Here is a 21,864-nt window from a genome sequence, read left to right on the forward strand (position 1 = left end):
ACTGCTGCGAGATCGACACCCTCCGATGACCGCGAACAGCAAGATCGCGAACGCCGTCTACATCGAATTCGTTCGGTTGCTGTACACCGCACGCTGGCCGATCGTGGTTGTCGGCAGCGCGATGCTGATCACCGGCCTCGCCGTCGCCTGGCAGACCCGCGACGTGGTGATGGTGGTGATCAGCGTCACCGGCATGGCGGTGACGCTCGCCCGGCTGGCGCTGTGCTTCGCGTTCGACCGTGCCGTGGCGCGGCGTCCGCTCGATGTCGGAACAGCGAAACAGTGGGAGCGCCGGCTCGCCGCCGGAGTGATCTCGACCGGGGTCTGCGTCGGCGCCTTTGCGACGCGCTGCTTCCTGCTGCCCGACCTCGCCGCGCACATGATCGCCGGGGGACTGGTGTTCGGCTATTGCGCCGGCACCACCACGCGGTTCTCGATCCGGCCGTGGATCGTGCAGACTTCGCTGGTGGTCTCGGTGACACCGGCGATCGCGGCTGCGCTGTGGAATTTCGATCTGCTGCACACAGCCCAGGCGCTGCTGTTCGTGATCTTCGCGTTGGGCGGCCTCGAACTGATCGACTACATCCACGCCACCACCGCCGAGCAATTGACGCTACGCGCCGAAGCGACGCGGCTGGCGCGAGCCGACGCGCTGACCAATCTGCCGAACCGGCGGCATCTGGTCGAGCATTTCAACGAGCTCGCCAAGCGGCTGGCCCGCCACGGCGAAGGCTTCGCCGTGATCAGCCTCGATCTCGATTTCTTCAAGGAGGCCAACGACCGGTTCGGCCATGCCGCAGGCGACGAGATCTTGCGGATCGTTGCCGGACGCATGACCGAACTACTCGACGACGAGGACCTCGCGGCCCGGATCGGCGGCGACGAATTCGTCGTGGTGCAGGCCAACGTGTCAGATGAGGCGGAAGCCGACGACCTCGGACGCCGGATCGTCGCGGCGCTGTCGGAGCCCTATGCGATCGCCGGCGAGGCGGTGATGCTCGGCGCCAGCTTCGGCAGCGCGCTGGCACCGACCGACGGCGTCACGCTCGACGAATTACTGCGCAAGGCCGACGAGGCGCTGTATGCGGTGAAGCGTAACCGGCCGAGCCGGGTACGCGAGATCTCGGCCTGCGCCGACGACGCGCCGCTGGCGCCGGAGCTCGCCGCGATCTCGGAACACGGCGGGCCCGCCGCACCGATACGCGCGATCAACGCCGACGTCGCCTGATCAGCGTCCGCCGTCGGCGAGTCGCCAGACGTGACGGGCGATCATCAGATCCTCGTCGGTCGGGATCGCCCAGGCCGAGACCTTGCTGTCCGGCTGGGTGATCCGCCCCGCGCCGGACAGGCGGGTGTTGGCCTCGTCATCGAGCGCGACTCCGAGCCAGACCGCCTGCTCGCACACCCGTCGGCGGATTTCGGCGGCGTGCTCGCCGATGCCGCCGGTGAACACCAGCGCGTCGAGCCCACCGAGCGACGCCGCCAGCGAACCGAGCTCGCGTGCGACCCGATACACGAACAGTTCGACCGCCTCGCACGCCCTGGGATCGTCGCTCGCGAGTAGCGTGCGCATATCGTCGCTGATCCCCGAGACGCCGAGCAGGCCGGACCTGCGATACAGCAGGTCTTCGATCTCGCGCGCCGCCATGCCTTTCTCTTCGAGCAGATACAGCACCACGCCGGGATCGAGCTCGCCGCAGCGGCTGCCCATCATCAGGCCGTCGAGCGCGGTGAATCCCATTGTGGTGGCGACGCTCCGGCATCGCTGCATCGCGCACATGCTGGCACCGGCACCGAGATGCGCGACCACCACCCGGCCGTCGGCAACCGCCTGCCCGGCGACCGCCGGCAATCGGCCGGCGATGTATTCGTAGGACAGGCCGTGAAAGCCGTAGCGGCGAACACCCTGCTCGGTCAGGCAGCGCGGCAGCGCGAACGCGGTGGCGAGCTCCGGCAGGTGATGATGGAAGGCGGTGTCGAAACAGGCGACCTGCGCCAGGTTCGGATGCAGTCGCGCCAGCACTTCGATCGCTGCGACGTTGTGCGGCTGATGCAGCGGCGCCAGCCTGTCGAAACCGCGGAGCTGAGCGATCACCTCCGGCGTGACGTGCACCGGGCCGTCGAACAGCGATCCGCCGTGAACCACGCGATGGCCGACCGCGGCGAGGTGCTGATCGGGAAACGCCGTTTCGACCCAGTCGATCAGCGCCGTCATGGCGTCGTCGTGGCTGGTGCCCTCGGCCAGATAGACGTCGTGCCGCGTCTGGCCGTCGCTGTTCACCACCTTGAAATGCGGCCGATGGCCGAGGCTGCCGATGCCGCCCTCGCAGATCAGGTGCTCGGCGGTCGGCTCGGCGTGGGCTTCGTACAACGCGAATTTGATGCTCGAAGAGCCGGCGTTCAGGACCAGCAGGACATCGCTCAAGCGGCACCTCCGGACAGGCTCGGCAGCGCCGCGGTCTTGTGCCGGGCGAGCAGCAGCGCGATGGCGCAGGAGCCGAGCCGCGCCAGCGTCTTGTCGGCCCGGCTGGTGAGGATGATCGGCACCCGCGCCCCGAGTACGATCCCCGCGACGCGGGCGTGCGCCAGATATTCGAGCTGCTTGGCCAGCATGTTACCCGCCTCGAGATCCGGCACCACGAAAATATCGGCACGGCCGGCGACCAGCGAGACGATGCCCTTGGTCTTGGCCGCCTCCTCCGACACCGCGTTGTCGAACGCCAGCGGCCCGTCGAGGATGCCGCCTTTGATCTGGCCGCGCTCGGCCATCTTGCACAGCGCGGCGGCGTCGAGCGTCGAGCGGATGCTCTCGGTGACGGTCTCGACCGCCGACAGGATCGCCACCCGCGGCTCGGCGATGCCCAGCGCATGCGCCAGATCGATCGCGTTCTGGATGATGTCGCGCTTGTCGGCGAGCGTCGGATAGATGTTGATCGCGGCGTCGGTGACCAGCAGCGCGCGCGGATAGTCCGGCGCGTCGATCGCGTAGACGTGGCTGATCCGCCGCGCGGTGCGCAGGCCGCGGGCGCCGTCGACCACCGCATGCATCAGCTCGTCGGTGTGCAACGCGCCCTTCATCAGCGCCTCGACCTCGCCGGACCGCGCCATCGCCACCGCGGCGGCCGCGGCCGCCTCGCTGTGCTCGACCGCGACGATGCGATGCGACGACAGATCGATGTCGGCCTGTGCCGCAGCCGCGCGGATCTTGGCCTCCGGCCCGACCAGCACCGGAACGATCAGCCCCTCGCGCGCCGCCTCGACCGCACCCAGCAGCGAGGCGGTGTCGACCGGATGCACCACCGCGGTGCGGATCGGCTCCAGCCCGCGGGTCATTTCGATCAGCCGTTCATAACGCTGCGCGGTGCGATTGAGGTCGATTTCCGGCAGCAGCACCCGCGGCCGCGAGATCTTCTCGACCGGCGCGATCACCTCGGCGAGGCCGGTGATCACCTCCTCGCCGCGCTGATTGGTGGCGCGGCAATCGAGCAGCAGCCGCTTCTTCGCCGCGTTCTTCTCGTTGACCTTCACCGTGACGGTGACGGTGTCACCGAGCAGCACCGGTTTGACGAAACGCAGCGACTGGTCGAGATAGATCGTGCCGGGACCGGGCAACTGGGTGCCGAGCAGCGTCGAGATCAGCGATCCGCCCCACATGCCGTGCGCCACCACCTGGTGGAAGTGGTCGCTCTTGGCGAAGGCGGCGTCGACATGCATCGGATTGACGTCGCCCGACATCACCGCGAACAGCTCGATGTCGCGGTAGGTCAGCGTCCGCACCAGGCTGGCACTGTCACCGACCTCGATCTCGTCGAAGGTACGGTTCTGAATCTGCTCCATCACACTCTCCAGCCGGGGCGGCCGATCAGCCGATCACATGATAGCCGGCGTCGATGTATTCGATATTTCCGGTGAGCGACCGCGCGGCGTCACCGACCAGAAACGCGGCGACCGCGCCCACGTCCTCGATGCTGACGAGCTGATGCGCCGGCAGCCGGGCGCGCGTGCGCTCCAGGAGTTCGTCGAACCGGGCGATGCCGGAGGCGGCCCGGGTCTTCAGCGGCCCCGGCGACAGCGCGTGGACGCGGATCCGTTTCGGCGCCAGTTCGGCCGCCATGTAGCGCACCGAGCTTTCCAGCGCCGCCTTCACCGGCCCCATCAGATTGTAGTCTTCGACCACTTTCTCCGAGCCGTAGAAGGACACGGTGAGCAGGCAGCCGCCGTCCGGCATCAGCGGCTCGGCCAGCTTCGCCATCCGGATGAAGGAATGGCACGACACATCCATCGCCATCGCGAAGCCGGCCCGCGAGCAATCGACCACGCGGCCATGCAGATCCTCCTTCGGCGCAAACGCGATCGAGTGCAGCAGGAAGTCGAGCCGCCCCCATTGCGCGGCGATCCGCTCGAACACCGCCTCGAGCTGACCAGGCTCGCGCACGTCGCACGGCACCACGATCGGACAGCCGAGCTGCTCGGCGAGCGGAGCGACGTGAGGGGCGGCTTTGTCGTTGAGATAGGTGACGGCGAGGTCGGCGCCGGCGTCGCGAAACGCGCGCGCGCAGCCGAACGCGATACTCTGATCGTTGGCGATGCCGACGATCAGGCCTTTCTTACCCTGCAGGTTCATTCGCTCTCCGTACCCTCATCACCGTGTCATCACAATGACGGGCGGATGCGACCAAACGCCGACGCGGCTCGGCGCGCACGCCTCACTTCAGCAGTTGCCGCCGCAATCGCAGCAGCTCTTTGCGCCGTGCGAGCGTGGTTTCCGGATAGCTCATTTTGAGCGATTCCATGGTTTCCACGATCACCTGCGAGACGATCAGCCGGGCGTTCTCCTTGTCGTCGGCCGGAACGGCGTACCACGGCGAATCCTCGCTGGAAGTCTCGCTCAGGCACTTCGCATAGGCCTCCATGTAGTCATCCCAGTATTTGCGCTCCTCGAGGTCGGCGGCACTGAACTTCCAGTTTTTCTCCGGCTCGTCGATCCGCGCCAGGAAGCGCTTGCGTTGCTCCTCCTTGGACAGGTGCAGGAAGAACTTCACGATCCGGGTGCCGTTGGCGTGCAGGTGCTGTTCGAGGTTACGGATCGAACGATAGCGCTTGTGCCAGAACGTCTTGCCGAAGCTCGCGCCGTTTGGCACTGCCTCGCTCTGCAGGATGTTCGGATGGACCCGGACGATCAGCACCTCCTCGTAATACGAGCGGTTGAAGATGCCGATCCGACCGCGCTCGGGCAGGTCGCGGGTGGTGCGCCACAGGAAGTCGTGCTGCAGCTCGGTCGCGCTCGGGTGCTTGAAGCTGAACACCTGGCAACCCTGCGGATTGACCCCGGACATCACGTGCCGGATCACCCCGTCCTTGCCGGCGGCGTCCATCGCCTGAAAGATCAGCAGGATGGCGTGCCGGTTGCTGGCGTAGAGCAGTTGCTGCAGATCGCTCAGCCGCTCGACCTGGTTGCGGAGCATTTCATGATAGTGCTCCTTGGATTCGTAGAACGGCTCGACCTCGGTCGGCCATTTGCCGAGGTCGACACTGGCGCCCTCCTCGACCCGGAATTGCTTGGTCTTGATCTTCATTCCTATCCTTTCGAGGCGTCGGGCGGACGGCTGCCGGCCGCCGGCCGCCGAGGGGCGCGCCGGGCCGCCGATTATAACCATCCCGGCGAGGCTGCGACCACCGGGTCTCCGAGCGCTCGGTCAGTCATGCTTCGTTCATCATCAGTTCCTTAAGGTTGCAGCCGGTGTACCAGGGAGGCCGCAAGGTGCACCGCCGACATAAAGCAACCTCATTTGTACTTCATCTGCGCCGGCCGACGGTCTCGTAAAGCCCCGAAGCGCTTGTGTAGTCTAAGGAAATCAATATGGTGCGGGCCGCCGCGGACGCTGTGGGATGCCGGATTGACGGCCCCTCCACGCCTCACGGTCCACAGCGCTGACAAGAGCGGTCGAGATGGAAACGTCTATTCCCGGTAAGGTCCTCACGGCGCAGGCGCGCCGGAGCAATGCGGCGCGGCTGGCGCTGTTCGTGCTGCCGCTGCTGCTGCTGGCGCCGGCGATCTGGAACGGCTATCCGCTGCTGCAATACGACACCGGCGGCTACCTCGCCCGCTGGTACGAGGGCTATCTGGTCATCAACCGGGCGACCTCCTACGGCATCTACCTGCATTTCGGCGAGCAGACCCAGTTCTGGCTCAACCTGGCCTTCCAGGCGATCGCCACGCTGTGGATCATGCAACTGACGCTGCGGGTTTTCGGTATTACCGGACCGTTTCGGCTTGCGGCGATCGGCGTCGGCCTGATCGCCACCACGGCGCTGCCGTGGATCACCAGCATGCTGCTCACCGATATCTTCGCCGGCCTGTCGCTGCTGTCGCTGTTCCTGCTGATCGCTCACCGCGACCGGACCACCACGCTGGAGAAGGTCCTGCTGTTCGCCTTCACGGCGTTCGCGGCCTCGACCCACAGCGCCACCCTCGCGGTACTCGGCGGGGTCTGCGGCGCCGGCTGGCTGCTGCTGCCCTGGCTGCGCGGCCGCGTCAGCGCCGCCGGCCTCGCTCAGGCCAGCGCGGCGCTGGTGGTCAGTGCGTTGCTGGTATTCGCCTGCAATTACGCGCTGTCCGGCAAGCTGACCTGGACCCCGGGCGGCTCCGGAGTGGCGTTCGGCCGGATGCTTCAGGATGGCATCGTCAAGCGCTACCTCGACGATCACTGCCCGCGGCAACAGCTCAAACTGTGCCCCTACAAGGACGAGCTGCCGCCGACCGGTGACGACTTCCTGTGGGGCGGCAACAATATGTTCGACAAGCTCGGCCGCTTCGAGGGCATGAGCAACGAGATGGAGTTCATCTCGCGCCAGGCGTTAACCGCCTATCCCTGGATGCAGGCCAGGGCTGCCGCCAAGGCGACCTGGGACCAGCTCGTGCACGTCGCCACCGGTGAAGGCACCAACGGCTGGCTGCCGCACACCTACGGCATCATCGAGCGTTACCTGCCCGAGCAGAGCAAGGCGATGCGCGCCGCCAAGCAGCAGCATTGGGATATCAATTTCGACGCGGTCAATCTGGTGCACGTCCCGGTGGCGCTGGGATCGATGCTGCTGCTGCTGGCGATCCTCGGCCGTGCGGCGTGGCAGCGCCGCCTCGACGACGTGACGCTGCTCGCCGGCACCGTGGCGCTGGCGCTGTTCGGCAACGCGCTGGTCTGCGGCATCATCTCCGGTCCGCACGACCGCTACGGCTCGCGGATCGTCTGGACCGCGACTTTCGCGGTGATGATCGCGGCAGTGGTGTATTTCAGAACCGGCCGTCGCAGCCTCGACGACGACGCCGTGGACTGATCGCTTCCAGCTAGCGCTGCAATTGCGGTCGGATGAATACGCCGACCACTTGCGGACAGCTGCGTTTGATCTCGGCCTCCAGCGAGGCGAAGCTGCGCTCGATGTCGGCCGCGCGGCTGTCGTCCGGGAAATCCAACGTCAGCGCCACGACCACCTGCCACGGCGCGAGATGCACCGTGAACAGCGGTTCTGCGCCGACGATGCGGCCGTGGCTGCGGGCGATCTGCAGGATGCGGTCCCGCAGCGCCGGATCGGCGGCCTCGCCCATCAGCAGCCCCTTGCTCTCGCGCGCCAGAAACGCGCCGGTCAGCCCGAGCAGCAGCCCGATCGCGATCGAGGCGACGCCGTCGAGCACCGGCATCTGCAGCCAGTCGGCGGCGGCGGTGCCGACCAGCGCGATTACGATGCCGATCAGCGCGGCGCTGTCCTCGAACAGCACCATGAACGAGGTCGGATCCTTGCTGCGGGTCGCCGCCTCGATGTAGCCGGCATCCGGGACGTAACCGAGCGCCGGAGCGACCGCGCGGAATCCCTTCCAAGCCACGTACCAGGAGCCGAGTTCGAAAACGAAGGCAAGACCGAGTACGATATAGCTGATCCGAACGTCGGTGATCGGCGTCGGATTGAGAACGTGAATCACGCCCTCGTAGAACGACACGCCGGCGCCGATCGAAAAGATCAGCAGCGCCACGATGAAGCTCCAGAAATACAGCTCGCGCCCGTGACCGAGCGGGTGAGCGGCGTCGGCCGGCTTCTCCGCCCGGCGCAATCCGTACAGCAACAACACTTCGTTGCCGGTATCCACCAGCGAGTGCACGCCCTCGCTGAGCATGGCGGAGCTGCCGGTCCAGGCCGCCGCGGCCATCTTGGTGACCGCGATCGCCAGATTGCCGCCGAGCGCAGCGTAGATCACCTTCTTCGACGACGCGTGCGACATGCCGCTGTCCTTCCCTCTCGCCGTCGGCATCGCCGGTGCGCCGGGATGACGACGCAGGCCACGGCTTGTTCCCATCCGGGGACCTCGAATTCGGGAACGCGGTCCAGACTACGAATTTGTCGTCGCAAATCCTGGCGATGGCGTTACACAGGGGCACAAGGCGCAATTGGAGCTGCGATGCTATCTCTGTTCGAAATCGTCGCGGTCTTGCTGGCGCTGACGGCGGCGTTCGCCTGGCTCAACCACGTGTTGTTCGGCCTGCCCAACCAAATCGGCCTGTTGATCATGGCGCTGGCGGCGTCGCTGGTGCTGGTCGGTTTCGAACTGCTGTTTCCGAACTCGCCGATCTTCCACGAGATTTCCGACCTGCTGCGGCGGATCGACTTTTCCGAGACGCCGCTCAACGGCATGCTCGGCTTCCTGCTGTTCGCCGGCGCGCTGCAGATCGACCTGTCGCGGCTGAGGGCGCGCAAATGGATCGTCGCCACCATGGCGACGGTGGGCGTCTTCATCTCCACCGTCCTGATCGCCGCCGGCTTCTGGTACGCCGCCCGCCTGTTCGACGTGCCGATGCCGTTCGCCTGGGCGCTGGTGTTCGGCGCGCTGATCAGCCCGACCGACCCGATCGCGGTGCTGTCGACGCTGAAGACGATCAGCATCCCGGAAACGCTGGAGATGGATATCTCCGGCGAATCGCTGTTCAACGACGGCGTCGGTGTGGTGCTGTTCACGCTGCTGCTGACCGCCGCGACGACTGCAAGCGGCGAGTTCGAACTGGTGCATTTCGGCGAGCTGTTCGTGGTGGAAGCCGGCGGCGGCGCACTGCTCGGACTGGTCACGGGTTACGTCGCCTACCGGGCCATGCGGGCGATCGACGACTATCCGATCGAGGTCCTGATCTCGATCGCGCTGGCGACCGGGACCTACGCGCTTGCGCTGCGCCTGCACGTCAGCGGTCCGATCGCGGTGGTGGTGTCCGGCGTGCTGATCGGAAATCGCGGCGCCAAGCTGGCGATGAGCGAGCAGACCCGGCGCTATCTGTTCGGGTTCTGGACGCTGATCGACGAGATCCTGAACTCGGTGCTGTTTCTCCTGATCGGCATCGAGGTGCTGGTGCTGAGCTTCGATCCGACGCTGGCGCCGCTGGCGCTGGCGGCGATCCCGATCGTGATGATGGCGCGGCTGATCTCGGTCGCGGCGCCGATCGGGCTACTGAGTCTCCGCTATCACTTCGAACGCGGCACGGTGACGATCCTGACCTGGGGCGGCGTGTGCGGCGGCATCTCGGTGGCGCTGGTACTGGCGATCTCGGATAACGAGCACAGATCTGCGCTCGCCGCGGCGACCTATACGGTGGCGTTGTTCACCATCGTGGTGCAGGGGCTCAGCCTCGGCTGGGTTGCGCGCCGCCTCGGCGTCGGGCAGCCGAAGCCGTCGCCGAAGTGACTCGGGCTCAGCGCGAGGCGACGGCGGAGTCCGGCAGGGCATAGACGACCAGCTCGTCACCGATCGGAGTCTCCATGAAGTGATGCCCGCCGGCCATGATCGCCAGGTACTGCTTGCCGGCGACCTCGTAGGTCATCGGCGTCGCCTGGCCGCCGGCCGGCAGCACGTCCGTCCACACCGTCTTGCCGGTCGCCAGATCGACGGCGCGGATCAGATTGTCGGTCGTCGCGGCGATGAAGATCAGTCCGCCGGCGGTCACCACCGGACCGCCATTGTTCGGCGTGCCGATGGTCAGCGGCAGCATCGACGGAATGCCGAACGGCCCATTGGTGCGGGCTTGACCGAGTGGCCGGTCCCAGACCGTCTCGCCGCTCCTCAGATCGATTGCGCGCAGGCCCCCATACGGCGGCTGCTTGCACAGCAACCCGGTGCCGGGCAGACGCCAGCCGGCGTTGACATTGATGGCGAACGGCGTGCCGGCCTGCGGATCGCCCGCGCCCTCCGCGCCGCCGATCTCGCCGCGCGCCTGGTTGCGCGGCGCCCAACCGCGGCGGTCCGCCTCGGCGCGCGGGACCAGCCTGTTGTAGTTCGGCATGTCGTTGTAGTTGGCGACGATCAGGCCGCGAGTCGGATCGACCGCGATGCCGCCCCAATCGGAGCCGCCATTGTAGCCGGGATATTCGATCCAGTGCCGATCGGTGGTCGGCGGCGTGAAGATGCCCTCGTAGCTCGCCATCCGGAATTGGATGCGGCATACCATCTGATCGATCGGCGACATGCCCCACATGTCGGCTTCGACCAGATCGGGTTTCTGCAGCGTGGCGTAGAGCGAGAACGGCTGCGTCTTGGCGCGCTGTTCGGGCTCGACCCCGCCCTGCGGCACCTTGCGCTCCTCGACACCGGTCAGCGGCGTGCCGGTGCGACGATCGAGCACGAACAGATCCCCGCGTTTGCTCGGCAGGATCAGCGCCGGCACCGATCCGTTCGGCCCCGGAAAATCCACCAGCGTCGCCTGCGAGCCGAGATCGTAGTCCCAGACGTCGTTGCGCACCGTCTGGAAGTGCCACGCCGGCTTGCCGGTGGTGACGTCGAGGGCGACCAGCGAGGTCGCAAACTCCTTGCCGCGTTCAGTGCGGGTGCTGCTCCAATAGTCCACCGCGGAGACGCCGAGCGGCAGATACACCAGCCCGAGCTGCTCGTCGCCCGAGGCGATGGTCCACATGTTCGGGGTGCCGCGGGTGAAGGTCTCGCCCGGCGGCGGCAGCCCAGTGAGCTCCGGCTTCACCATATCCCAGGCCCAGCGCAGCTCGCCGGTGACGGCGTCGTAGCCGAGAATCACCCCGGACGGCGCATCGCGCTTCTGCCCGTCGAGCACCTGATGACCGACAACCACCACGCCGCGCACGACCGTCGGCGGCGAGGTGATCGAATACATCCCGGGGACGTTCTGGCCGATGCCCACCGCGGTGTCGACGGCGCCGTTGCGGCCGAAATCGGCGCACGGCTCGCCGCTGCGGGCGTCGACGGCGATCAGGCGCGCATCGAGCGTACCCTCGATGATCCGCGTGGCGCAGGCCGACTGCGGGTCGGCGTCGGGAACGGTGTAGTAGACGACGCCGCGGCATGCCGCGGTGTACGGGATGTACTTGTCGGACACCTCCGGATCGTAGCGCCAGCGCTCCTTGCCGCTCGCCGCGTCAAGCGCGATCATGATGTTCTTCGGCGTGCACAAATACAGCGTTTCGCCGATCTTCAGCGGGGTGGTCTCTGCGCCGTACGTCCCCTTGGCGGCCTCGCTCGGCAGATCGCCGGTATGGTAGGTCCAGACCTTGCGCAGTTCGGCGACGTTGCCGGGCTTGATCTGGTCGAGCGGCGAATAGCGTCGCGCCGCGTAGCTGCCGCCGTAGGCCGGCCAGTCAGCGCCGGTGTGAATCCGCGATGGATCCGCCATGCTGCCCGAAGGCGGCGCGATCGTCGCCAGGGCAGCGGTGCTCGGCTGGCTGATCAGCGCGATCGCCCCCGCTCCCGCCGCAATGATGACAATGCAGGCGGTCGCCCAGCCCAACGCGGTGCCGGGCCGATGGCGGAACGGCGCCAGCCACGGCGTCGCGGCGACGACGAGGACCAACAGCACCAGCGGCCCGACCAGCCGCGGCACCAGGGCCCAGCCGTTCGGCCCGACTTCCCACAAGGCCCAGGCGACGGTGCCGGCCACCACAACGCCGTACAGATACAACGCCTCGGCTCTCCGCATCCACAGCAGGATCGCGGTGGCGAGCAGTCCGATGCCGGCAACGACGTAGTAAAGAGAACCGCCTAGCGCCGCCAGCCAGACGCCGCCAACGGCGAGCACCGCTCCGCACAAGAAGAACAGCACGCCGAGCGCGGCTACGAACCAGACACCTGCGCCGTGACGGCGGCGATCAATGCGGTCGGTCATGGCGCGCGCTCCTGGTTTCACCGAATGAACCGAGCAACGCCCCTCGTCATGCGCCGTTCCTCCGCTGCGCCGCCCGGCATTGTACTGTGGCAGACCTACACAAAAGAGCCGCGCGGGGGTTCCGCGCGGCTCGTTCATATCGTCGAGTCGTGGATTGCTAGTTACGGGCAGGGGTGCCGCTGACCGTCGTAGCCCAGATACGTGCCGGACGACGGATCATAGGACTTGAACCGCTGCGAGCAGTACGCGTCGGCGTCTGCGCCGCGCGCCTGCGCCTGGCTGTTGGCGATCGCGCCGCCGATGATCGCCCCGGCCGCGAGGCCGCCGATCGCAGGACCCCAGCCATAGCCGCCGTGGCGGTAATATCCACCGCGATGTCCCCAGCCACGGTGACCCCAGCCGCGGTGGCCGTGCCAACCGTGATGCCGCCACTGCACCTGTTGCGCGGCGGACGTCGTTTGATGCGTGGCCGCACCCGACATCATCGGAGCAGCAGCCGCCGGAGCGGATGCCACCGCCAGCGAACCCATCACCAACGCGGCTGCGGGTAGCATACGCGAAATCTTCATCGACATTCTCCCTGTTGTCGTTAGCACTCGACCTCGTCCGCGCAGACTCGCGCCGGCAGACGGTCCGCTGCGACAACGGGCGATACCATCGACCGTTCCGTGTCTCGGGGTGCGACGCGGTGCTCGGTCGGCCAGCGCACGCTTCCGGGTTCCCAAACACAATAATTGCGGCGCCCTCGGACTGCCGCTCACATCCGTCGGGAACCAACCTCTACCGCAAGGCATCAAGATTGATGCGCCTGGCGCGCAGCCCGTCGTCAATCAGCGAGGTCCACCCTTGTTCGAACGCGTGATCGCCGATCTCACCGCACAATTCAGCTTGATGCCGGCATGGCTGACGGTGACGCTGATTGTCGCAGCCGCTGCGTTCGTCGCGCTGTTGCTGCATCGGCTGATGTATTCGCTGTTCGAACGCCGGCTGAAACGTGCCAAGCGATTCGCATGGCTGCTGATCCTGCAGAAATCCCGCGGTCCCTCCGCCCTCGCAGTGACGCTGTTCGTCGCCGTGGCCGTGCTGCGGCTGATGCCGCTCGAAGCCGATCTCGCGCAAACGCTGATCCGGATTCTTCAGATCACGGTGATCGCGTTGCTGACCTGGATCGCGACCCGGATGACCGACATCTTCGGCGCGGTGTATCTGCGCCGATTCCACAAAGAATCCACCGACGATTTCCTCGCCCGCAAGCAGGTAACGCAGATCCGCATCCTGAAACGGGCAGCCGCGACGTTGATCACGGTGGTCGGCATTGCGGCGGCGCTGATGACATTCGAATCGGTGCGACAATACGGAGTCAGCCTGTTCGCATCTGCCGGCGTCGCCGGCCTCGCGATCGGCCTCGCCGCGCGACCGCTGCTGTCGAGCATGATCGCCGGCATCCAGATTGCGCTGACCCAGCCGATCCGGCTGCAGGACGTGGTGATCGTCGAGGGGGAATACGGCACGGTCGAAGAGATCACCTCGACCTATGTGGTTGTCAAGCTGTGGGACTGGCGGCGGATGGTGATTCCGCTCAGCTACTTCATCGAGAAGCCGTTCCAGAACTGGACGCGCGACAGCGCGGCGCTGATCGGCGCCGTCACTTTCAACGTCGACTATTCGGCTGACGTCGGCCGGATCAGAACGAAGCTCAACGAGATCGTCGAGTCTCATCCGCTGTGGGACAAGAAAGTGGTGAATCTCCAGGTGACCGACGCGACCGAGCGGTCGATCGAACTGCGCGCACTGGTGAGCGCAGGCTCGGCCGCCACTCTGTGGGACTTGCGCTGTGCGGTTCGCGAGCAACTGATCGCATTCGTGCGCGAGGAAATGGCGCGCGCTCTGCCGCGGAGCCGGCAGCAGGTAGTGGAGACGAAGCCGGTGGCGATTCGCGCGGCCGACGCCGGCGTCAAGATCAGCGCCATGCCGCAGCACGCCGCGGAATGAAGCGGCGCTTGGCCGAATTCCAGCCCGGGCGCAACTCACAGTTTCCCCAAGCCTTGTAGAAACGGCCTGACGCCCCGTGCGCGGTGGTGTAAACAGCCTGCGGACCGCGAAGGGAGATCGGCCGCAGATGCAGCGTACCAAGACCGCCCTGAAATATCTCGGACTCGGAATCGCCGTGACCGTGATGCTCGGGCTCGCGATCGCCCCGTTCTCGAAACGACTGATCGAGCAGTGGTCCCGCAACGACGTCGAGGCACGGTCGAGGCTGGTGTACAATGCGGTACAGAGCCAGATCGTGGCCGCGATGGCCGATGGCGACAACGTGCAGCTCTCACTGCTGTTCAGCGCCATCGCGCTCGATCAACGCATTCTTGCGGTCGGCCTGTGCGCGCCTCAGGGCGGGCTGATCGCACCGACCAAGATGATGCCGGCGGCGTTCTCCTGTGAGAAGGTCGCGCGCTCCGACGCCGAGAGTTTTTCGACGATCGCGATCGACGGCCACCGCATCATGGTCGGCGCGTTTCCCGTGTCGTCCGGCACCACCAGATCCTATCTGGTGATCCTGCACGATCTCAGCTTCATCGACAAACGCTCCGGGGAGGCCCGCGCGTTCATCATCGCGGTGCTGTTCGGCGTCGCCGTGGCGATGGCCGGCGGCGCGATGATCTTCGTATTCGTGACGCTGCGCGGCTGGATGGAGTCGCTACGCCGCGCCGTCGAGGACGTCCGCACCGGTACCAGCTCGCTCGCGGCGACGCGCGATCAGAGCGCGATCGACGTGCAGATCAAGAAGCTGCTCAGCGAAGTCGAGGTTGGCCGCAGCGCGATCAATGCCACGCAGATCGAATGGTCGCCGACCACGCTGCAGCAATTGTTGCGCGACTCGCTGCCCGAAGCGGAGGTGCTGATCGTCTCCAACCGCGAGCCCTATATCCACAACCGCGACGGCGACACCGTCTCGGTGCAGGTGCCCGCGAGCGGCCTGGTGTCGGCGCTGGAGCCGGTGATCCGTGCCTGCGGCGGCACCTGGATCGCGCACGGCAGCGGCAGCGCCGACCGCGAGACGGTCGACCGTCACGACCGGATCGACGTGCCGCCGGATCGTCCCGCCTACAGCCTGCGGCGGATCTGGATCAGCGACGAGGAGCAGGAAGGCTTCTACTACGGCTTCGCCAACGAAGGGCTCTGGCCGCTGTGCCACATTGCGTTCGTGCGCCCGACCTTCCGCGAGAACGACTGGCGGCTGTATCAGGCGATCAACGAACGTTTCGCCGATGCCGTGGTGCAGGAGGCGAAGACCGACGACCCGATCGTCCTGGTCCAGGACTATCATTTTGCACTGGCGCCGCGGATGATCCGCAACAAGCTGCCGAAGGCGACGATCATCACCTTCTGGCACATTCCGTGGCCGAATGCCGAGACCTTCAGCATCTGTCCTTGGAAGGAACAGATCATCGACGGCATGCTCGGCTCGACCATCCTCGGCTTCCACACCCAGTTCCACTGCAACAATTTCTTCGAAACCGTCGACCGCTTCATCGAGAGCCGGATCGACCGCGAGCACGCCACCGTCACGCTGGGCGGCCACGAGACCATGGTGCGCGCCTATCCGATCTCGATCGAATGGCCGCCGGCGGCGCTCGAAGGCCAGCCGCCGGTCGAGGTCTGCCGCGCCGAGGTGCGCGCGGCGCTCGGCCTTGCACCGGACACCCGGATCGCAGTCGGCATCGAGCGGTTCGACTACACCAAAGGCATTCTCGACCGGATGCGCGCGGTCGACGACCTGTTGACCCGCCAGCCGGACTGGAAGGGTCGACTGGTGTTCGTGCAGGTGGCGGCGCCAACCCGCAGCAAGCTGTCGAGCTATTCGTCGCTGCAGGACGACGCGGTGGCGCTCGCCGACGAAATCAACGCGCGCCACGGCTCGGCGGACTACACGCCGATCCGGCTGCTGATCCGCCACCACGGCGCCGCCGAAGTGTTCAAGCTGTTTCGCGCCGCCGATTGCTGCGTCGTCTCCAGCCTGCACGACGGCATGAATCTGGTCGCGAAGGAATTCGCGGCTGCGCGCGACGACGAGCGAGGCGTGCTGGTGCTGTCGAGCTTCACCGGCGCCTCGCGTGAACTTGCCGCGGCGCTGATCGTCAACCCGTATCATCTGCACGAAATGGCCACTGCGCTCGACACCGCGCTGCGGATGCCGGATCGCGAGCAGCAGGAACGGATGCGGGCGATGCGCCAGCAGATCCGGGAATGGAACGTGTATCGCTGGGCGGCGCGGATGCTGATCGACGCCGCGGCGTCTCGTCGCCGCCAGCGAATCTTCGACCTCGCCGGGGGTGCGCGCTAAATCGCATCGAGCGTGCCGTCGGGCCCTCCGGCGATCATATCGGCGAAAGCGCGGTGGCGGACTCGGATGTCGCTGAGGTCGCTCGGTGATGCCACGTCACGTTCGGCATCGCGCATCACCAAGTCGGCATGCTTGCGCACCGCTTCCATCCGCGCCGGATCCCGCTCGCAGCTCACCACCCAGGTCATCACTTCCATCATCCGGATCAGCACGGACGGCTTGCCGGCGGCGTTCTGGCGGATCATGTGAAACATCGCGCCGACCAGCTCGTCGTAGCGGACATGCGGCACCACCAGCACCGTGCGGTCGTCCTTGATCGACACCCCGGTCTGCAGCCGCAGCGGCTTCATCTCGCACAACGCCGAGCCCAGCCGGTCGAGCACGCTGATTGCAGTGTGCGGGTCGTTGATGCCGGGCGACAGCGCCCGCACCCCGACCTCGACGAGTTGCCGGACTGCGAACAGCAGATCTGTCGAGGTGGAGCGCTGCGGACTCAGCGCGGTCGCGTTGCGAATCGCTTCGGCCGCGCCGTCGCGGAGCGGTTTGATCATCGCGATCGGCGCGCCGGGGAAAACGTAGTCGCCGGGCCTCACCAGCATCTTGATCGCGGTGTCGTGTTCGCACGCCCATGTCGCCAGCCCGTTTTCGTCGAGCTGATGCAGATAGCCGCGGCGATCGTCCGCGATCGGCTCCGCGCCGCGCCAGAACGCGGGGGGCGGCGCCGCCGGCTGCCGGTCATCGGTGGCGAGCGTCCGCATCACGTCGCGAACATCCTCGCTGACTAGGCCGATCACGGTGTCGACGTTGATCCGGCCCGACATGTGGCCGACGAAATACACCAGGGTGGCGACGCAGACGAAGGCGAGCGCGATGCCGACGCTGACCGCGAGATGCGGGATGAAGGCGCCCTCGTCGGGCAGTCGGACGCTGCGCAGCACCACCAGCGCATAGCAAAAGGTACCGAGAAAGACGCCGAGCGTGATCTGGTTGCCGCGATCGCGGGTGAAGTTGCGCAGCAGCCTCGGTCCCATCTGCCCTGCCGCCAGCGACAGCGCCGCGATGGTGATCGAGAACACCGTGCCGGCGACGCCGATGGTCGAGGAGGCGACGGCTCCGAGCAGGGTCCGCGCCCCGGTCGCGCCGCCGTTGTACAGCCACTCCTCCGCCCAATCAGGGACGATGCCCTCGCGGTCGACCGCCACCAGTGCCCAGGCCGAGATCACGCCGAACGCCACCAGCAGCGCCGGGAGCAGCCAGAACGATTCGGCGAGATCGTCGATCAGTTTGCGAAGGCGTGCGGTCAATCCAATTCCTCGCTGGGCCTCCGCACGCTCTCGAGGGCGGCGAGGCGAAGGCGGGGGGCTCCAAACGTAAACCGAGACGGCCGCAAAGGTTCCCGTCGCGGAACAGGAACGACTAACGCGGCGGGGAGAGAGGCCTGGGCGCGCGCTGACGCCCATGCTCCGTTCGCACCGCGGCAAACAACAACGCCAACCCAGCCGCCACCGCGCCGACCGCAACGCCGGCCCGCAGCAGGTCCGGGTTGAATGGAAACGCGGAGGTGGAGGAAAGCCGGTCGAAGCGTCCGTGGGCGCCGGGATCACCGCGCCCGGCGTCGAACAGATTGTCGGGGCGGTGCGGCGCTTCCGGCTCGTCGCTGGTCTCGTTGTCGACGCCGGCCCGGGCCAGGATCCGGTCCACTACCGGAGGCATCAGCATCTGCCCCAGGATCGCCTTCACCGCCGAGGCGCCGACCCAGTATTCGCGCGGCGCGCGCTCGGCGGCGCGTATCACCGCCGCAGCGATTGCTTCCGGCTGATAGATCGGCGGCACCGGCGCCGCCTTGCGGTCGAACTTGTTACGCGCCCAATCGAACTGTGGGGTGTTCACCGCCGGCAGATGCACCATGGTGAGGGTGATCGCGCTGTGCTCGGCCATCAGTTCGCTGCGCAGCGAATCGATGAAGCCGCGGGTCGCGGCCTTGGCGGCGCAATACGGTGCCTGGAACGGGATCGAACGATACGCCAGCGCCGAGCCGATCGAGATGATCGCGCCGCGGTTGCGCGGCCGCATCTGGCGCAGCGCTGCCAGCGTACCGTGCACCTGGCCGAGGTAACTGACTCGGGTGACCTGGTGGAATTCTTCCGGGGAAATGTCGACGCTCGCGCCGTAGACCGTGACCATGGCGTTGTTGACCCACAGGTCGATCGGCCCGAGCTCGGCTTCGACTTGGTCCGCAGCGACCATCATCGCTTCCGCGTCGCCGACGTCGGCCTCGATCACCAGCGCCTCGCCGCCGAGGCGGATGATCTCGCGCATTGTGCTCTCCAGTCCCTCGCGCCCGCGAGCGATCAGGCCGACTTTGCAGCCGCGACGACCGAACGCCACAGCGATCGCCCGGCCGACGCCCGCACTGGCACCGGTCACCACGACGGTTTCGATGACGTCGCGCCTGGTCATCAGGATTCCCTTTGCTATTGGACACATGCGATTTATGCCGACAACGCGGGGGCAGCATTCCAGGTTGCTCTGCCGAAGGTGAAATCTCGGTCAGGCGTCTCGCAGCAAAGGCGCAAACGAATGAGGGCCGACGCGGAGCCGCCCCTCATTCAACGGGTTCGGGATGGGCCGTTCGCTCAGCCCTTGGCGATCGGCACCGCGATGAAGCGCGCCGCCGCGTCTGCGGTCTTCACCCGGATCAGCACGCTCTTCTTGCCGTCCTTGCTGGCTGCCGCCAGCGCGCTGCGGACGTCGCCGGTGTTGGCCACCGCCTTGCCGCCGACGTCGAGGATGACATCGCCGGTGCGCAACCCTTTGTCGGCGGCGGGTCCGCTCGGATCGACGCCCGTGACCACGACACCATTCCGGCCGGCACCGTCGACTTCGCTCGCCGGCGCGACCCGCAGGCCGAGATAGGGTCGGCCGGCGTCGCGATCGCCGCCGCCATTGTCCGCGACCTTGTGGCGATCACCCGGCATTTCGGCGAGCGTCAGATCGATGGTCTTGGACTGGCCGTTGTGCAGCACGTCGAGCTTCACCGAAGAGCCCGGCGCCAGCGTGCTGATGGTGCGCGCCAGCGCACGGGAATCCTTGACCTCCCTGCCGTCGACCGCGGTGATCACGTCGCCGGCCTTGATCCCCGCCTTCGCGGCCGGGCTGCCGTCCTGCGGACTGTCGACCAGTGCGCCGCGGGCCTGCTTCATGCCGAGGCTGTCGGCGATCTCGGCGGTCACCGGCTGCACCTGCACGCCGAGCCAGCCGCGGGTGACGTAGCCCTTGTCCTTGAGCTGAGCCACCACCAGCTTGGCCGTCCCCGCCGGGATGTCGAAGCCGATGCCGACCGAACCGCCGGACGGCGAATAGATCGCGGTGTTGACGCCGATGACGTTGCCGTTGGTGTCGAACGCGGGGCCGCCGGAATTGCCCTTGTTGATCGGTGCGTCGATCTGCACGTAGTCGTCATACGGGCCCGAGCCGATATCACGGCCGCGCGCCGAGACGATGCCGGCCGTCACCGTGCCGCCGAGACCGAACGGATTGCCGACCGCGATCACCCAATCGCCGACTCGCGCCGGCGCCTCGGCAAAATTGACGTGCGGGAAATCGGTCTTGCCGTCGACCTTGATCAGCGCCAGGTCGGTCTTGGGATCGGTGCCGACGACCTTGGCGGTGTAGACGGTGCCGTCATCGGTCGTCACCTGCACCGACTTGGCGTGATCGACCACGTGATTATTGGTGACCGCATAGCCGTCGGCGGTGATGAAGAAGCCGGAGCCTTCGCCGGTGATCATCTGATGCCGCTTCGGCATGCCGTCGGGACTGCGGAAGCCGAACTGGCGCTCGAACTGCTGGAAACCCGGCGGCAACTGCATCTGGTCACCGTCACCATCGTCGCGCACCAGCGGCGTGACCTGGCGGTCATCGTCGATCTTGACCCGCACCGAAATCACCGCCGGCTTCACCCTCTCGACCAGGTCGCCGAATCCGGCGGGCGCAGGTTTGCCGGCCTCGGCCGCGTAGGCCGGCGAAGTCAGCGACGGCATCTCGCGGCTGAGAAAGCCGGCACCGCCGAGCGCCACCACCATGCTCAAGCCCGCAACGGAGGCCAGCAGCGAAAGCCGCCGCGGCCTCAACACTTTTCGGATGTGAGCATCGTTTTGAACTGATAGGTGGTCGAAGTGGTCGCCTTCCATGACATGGTCTCCATCTGATCGATCGTGAGCGATGCGACCGAATATAGGAGGGCGACCTTACGGCGAGCTGTTCCGGATATTAATCTTCGGCAAGCTGCTATCACACGCACGCGAGCAAGCGACGGGAGACTTGTGCGGAGAGACGCTGAGAGAGCGACGATGACTTCGCTTCTGTCCGACAGATCACACGCGAGGCTGACGGCGCATGCGCTGGCACACGCCGCCTTCGGTTCGCTCAGCGGCGCTTCATCGAGACCGCAATCTGCCGCACGTCATTGCCTTGCGGCACGATCGTGACCGATTGCGACGCGCCGCGGGTCGCGACCGACAACGAGGCATTGAAGCCCGGTCCCGCCACCTGAGCCGAGATGCCTCCACCGCGGACCGTGCCCGAGACGCTGCCGGTGACGTTGCGCGTGGCCTCGCTCCAGGTGCCGGAAATGCGACCACCGGTTTCTTCGACGTTACTCGAAATGTCGAACTTGTAGCTGTCGCTGGCGCAGGTCAGCTTCTGCTGCATCAGACGGCCACCGCCGCCGACCGCATAGGAGGCACGGCAGCGAATCCGCTCGGCCGAGCCGTCCGACATCTGCACGCGTCCGGAGCCTGACCAATAGCCGGCAAGGCCGTCGAAGGCACCAGCGGCGTTGCCCACCGTCGGAGCGAGCACCGTGCATGCGAGTGCAGCGGCGAAAGGTGCAGCGTAGCGAATGGTCATGTCAGGCCTCCGGAGAACGGACGATGGAAAAATGCTGTGTGAATCGGACATCGGCCAGCACGCGAGCGGAGAGAACACTCTTCAAGGCGACCGGTTTCATAACTTCCCGGTGAGCCGGTTCATTATCCCAGCGAGAGGGCGATCACCGTGCCGACGATCACACCAGCGCAGGCGCCCGACAACACAAAAACCGAACCCCACAGCAGGAAATAACCGATCACTGCTCCCAACGTCTTGTCGAGATGGTCACCGAACATCCAGAACGAGGCTGCGCATCCGACCAGGACGATCGAGGCGATCGCCACCCTGACCCACAGCGCCCGGCGCGACGCACGCACGACGAACCACGCGCCCCACGCCACGACGACGGCGAGCAGCACCCAAGCGATGATCAGACGGACAGCCATGACGGTTTTCCAAGGTACAGAAGACGACCTATCCGGCGCAGTCGAC

17 protein-coding genes are annotated in these 21,864 nt (G+C 66.6%); 5 read left to right on the forward strand and 12 right to left on the reverse strand.

The window, feature by feature from the left end; all coding sequences use genetic code 11:
• Window positions 1–25 precede the first annotated feature (25 nt).
• Entirely contained in the window at window positions 26–1,228 is a 1,203-nt protein-coding gene (locus tag DWA33_RS09570; RefSeq protein WP_114357847.1) for a GGDEF domain-containing protein, read from the forward strand.
• Here the strand turns inward: DWA33_RS09570 and DWA33_RS09575 are convergent, their stop codons facing one another.
• The 4 genes from DWA33_RS09575 to DWA33_RS09590 form a co-directional block, all read right to left on the reverse strand.
• Window positions 1,229–2,425 (reverse strand): acetate/propionate family kinase, encoded by a 1,197-nt coding sequence (locus tag DWA33_RS09575; protein ID WP_114357848.1) that lies wholly within the window; start codon window positions 2,423–2,425, stop codon window positions 1,229–1,231.
• On the reverse strand, window positions 2,422–3,837 hold the full coding sequence (locus DWA33_RS09580) for a bifunctional enoyl-CoA hydratase/phosphate acetyltransferase (RefSeq protein ID WP_114357849.1): 1,416 nt from the start codon (window positions 3,835–3,837) through the stop codon (window positions 2,422–2,424). The genes DWA33_RS09575 and DWA33_RS09580 overlap by 4 nt, the downstream gene beginning before the upstream one ends.
• Before the next feature lie 25 nt (window positions 3,838–3,862).
• Window positions 3,863–4,624, reverse strand: coding sequence for an enoyl-ACP reductase FabI (gene fabI, locus DWA33_RS09585; protein WP_114357850.1), 762 nt, complete (start codon window positions 4,622–4,624; stop codon window positions 3,863–3,865).
• Window positions 4,625–4,706: 82 nt separating this feature from the next.
• On the reverse strand, window positions 4,707–5,576 hold the full coding sequence (locus tag DWA33_RS09590; RefSeq protein WP_114357851.1) for an ADP-polyphosphate phosphotransferase: 870 nt from the start codon (window positions 5,574–5,576) through the stop codon (window positions 4,707–4,709).
• Window positions 5,577–5,949: 373 nt separating this feature from the next.
• On the opposite strand from DWA33_RS09590, the gene DWA33_RS09595 reads away from it, so the two are divergent.
• Window positions 5,950–7,335 carry a hypothetical protein gene (locus tag DWA33_RS09595; RefSeq protein WP_114357852.1) on the forward strand — a complete coding sequence of 462 codons (1,386 nt, stop codon included), beginning with the start codon at window positions 5,950–5,952 and terminating at the stop codon, window positions 7,333–7,335.
• A gap of 10 nt (window positions 7,336–7,345) precedes the next feature.
• On the opposite strand, the gene DWA33_RS09600 is transcribed toward DWA33_RS09595, so the two are convergent.
• Window positions 7,346–8,272: a cation diffusion facilitator family transporter gene (locus DWA33_RS09600; protein ID WP_114357853.1), complete on the reverse strand. Its 927-nt coding sequence runs from the start codon at window positions 8,270–8,272 to the stop codon at window positions 7,346–7,348.
• Window positions 8,273–8,449: 177 nt separating this feature from the next.
• Between DWA33_RS09600 and DWA33_RS09605 the strand changes: the two genes are divergently transcribed.
• On the forward strand, window positions 8,450–9,718 hold the full coding sequence (locus tag DWA33_RS09605; protein ID WP_114357854.1) for a cation:proton antiporter: 1,269 nt from the start codon (window positions 8,450–8,452) through the stop codon (window positions 9,716–9,718).
• A 7-nt stretch (window positions 9,719–9,725) separates the two neighbouring features.
• Here DWA33_RS09605 and DWA33_RS09610 read toward each other — a convergent pair whose 3' ends face one another.
• Together DWA33_RS09610 and DWA33_RS09615 are read right to left on the reverse strand one after the other, a co-directional pair.
• A complete protein-coding gene (locus DWA33_RS09610; protein ID WP_114357855.1) occupies window positions 9,726–12,158 on the reverse strand; it encodes a membrane-bound PQQ-dependent dehydrogenase, glucose/quinate/shikimate family in 2,433 nt (810 codons plus the stop codon).
• Window positions 12,159–12,319: 161 nt separating this feature from the next.
• Window positions 12,320–12,727, reverse strand: a complete 408-nt coding sequence (locus tag DWA33_RS09615; RefSeq protein ID WP_114357922.1) for a BA14K family protein — start codon at window positions 12,725–12,727, stop codon at window positions 12,320–12,322.
• Window positions 12,728–13,004: 277 nt separating this feature from the next.
• On the opposite strand from DWA33_RS09615, the gene DWA33_RS09620 reads away from it, so the two are divergent.
• Window positions 13,005–14,150 carry a mechanosensitive ion channel family protein gene (locus tag DWA33_RS09620; protein WP_244601237.1) on the forward strand — a complete coding sequence of 382 codons (1,146 nt, stop codon included), beginning with the start codon at window positions 13,005–13,007 and terminating at the stop codon, window positions 14,148–14,150.
• 127 nt (window positions 14,151–14,277) lie between these two features.
• Window positions 14,278–16,500 carry an alpha,alpha-trehalose-phosphate synthase (UDP-forming) gene (locus tag DWA33_RS09625; RefSeq protein ID WP_114357856.1) on the forward strand — a complete coding sequence of 741 codons (2,223 nt, stop codon included), beginning with the start codon at window positions 14,278–14,280 and terminating at the stop codon, window positions 16,498–16,500.
• Here the strand turns inward: DWA33_RS09625 and DWA33_RS09630 are convergent.
• The 5 genes from DWA33_RS09630 to DWA33_RS09650 all read right to left on the reverse strand — a co-directional run bounded on the left by DWA33_RS09630 (window position 16,497) and on the right by DWA33_RS09650 (window position 21,818).
• Window positions 16,497–17,804 carry a DUF2254 domain-containing protein gene (locus DWA33_RS09630; protein ID WP_114357857.1) on the reverse strand — a complete coding sequence of 436 codons (1,308 nt, stop codon included), beginning with the start codon at window positions 17,802–17,804 and terminating at the stop codon, window positions 16,497–16,499. The genes DWA33_RS09625 and DWA33_RS09630 overlap by 4 nt on opposite strands.
• Window positions 17,805–17,916: 112 nt before the next feature.
• The gene (locus DWA33_RS09635) at window positions 17,917–18,960 is read right to left on the reverse strand and encodes an SDR family oxidoreductase (protein WP_114357858.1); all 1,044 of its coding nucleotides are present in this window, start codon (window positions 18,958–18,960) and stop codon (window positions 17,917–17,919) included.
• 176 nt (window positions 18,961–19,136) lie between these two features.
• Window positions 19,137–20,693 (reverse strand): Do family serine endopeptidase, encoded by a 1,557-nt coding sequence (locus DWA33_RS09640; protein ID WP_114357859.1) that lies wholly within the window; start codon window positions 20,691–20,693, stop codon window positions 19,137–19,139.
• Between the two features lie 235 nt (window positions 20,694–20,928).
• Entirely contained in the window at window positions 20,929–21,411 is a 483-nt protein-coding gene (locus tag DWA33_RS09645; protein ID WP_114357860.1) for a hypothetical protein, read from the reverse strand.
• Between the two features lie 122 nt (window positions 21,412–21,533).
• Window positions 21,534–21,818 (reverse strand): hypothetical protein, encoded by a 285-nt coding sequence (locus DWA33_RS09650; protein WP_114357861.1) that lies wholly within the window; start codon window positions 21,816–21,818, stop codon window positions 21,534–21,536.
• Window positions 21,819–21,864 lie beyond the last annotated feature (46 nt).

The sequence above is a fragment of the Rhodopseudomonas pentothenatexigens genome (assembly GCF_900218015.1).
GTDB lineage: Bacteria > Pseudomonadota > Alphaproteobacteria > Rhizobiales > Xanthobacteraceae > Rhodopseudomonas > Rhodopseudomonas pentothenatexigens.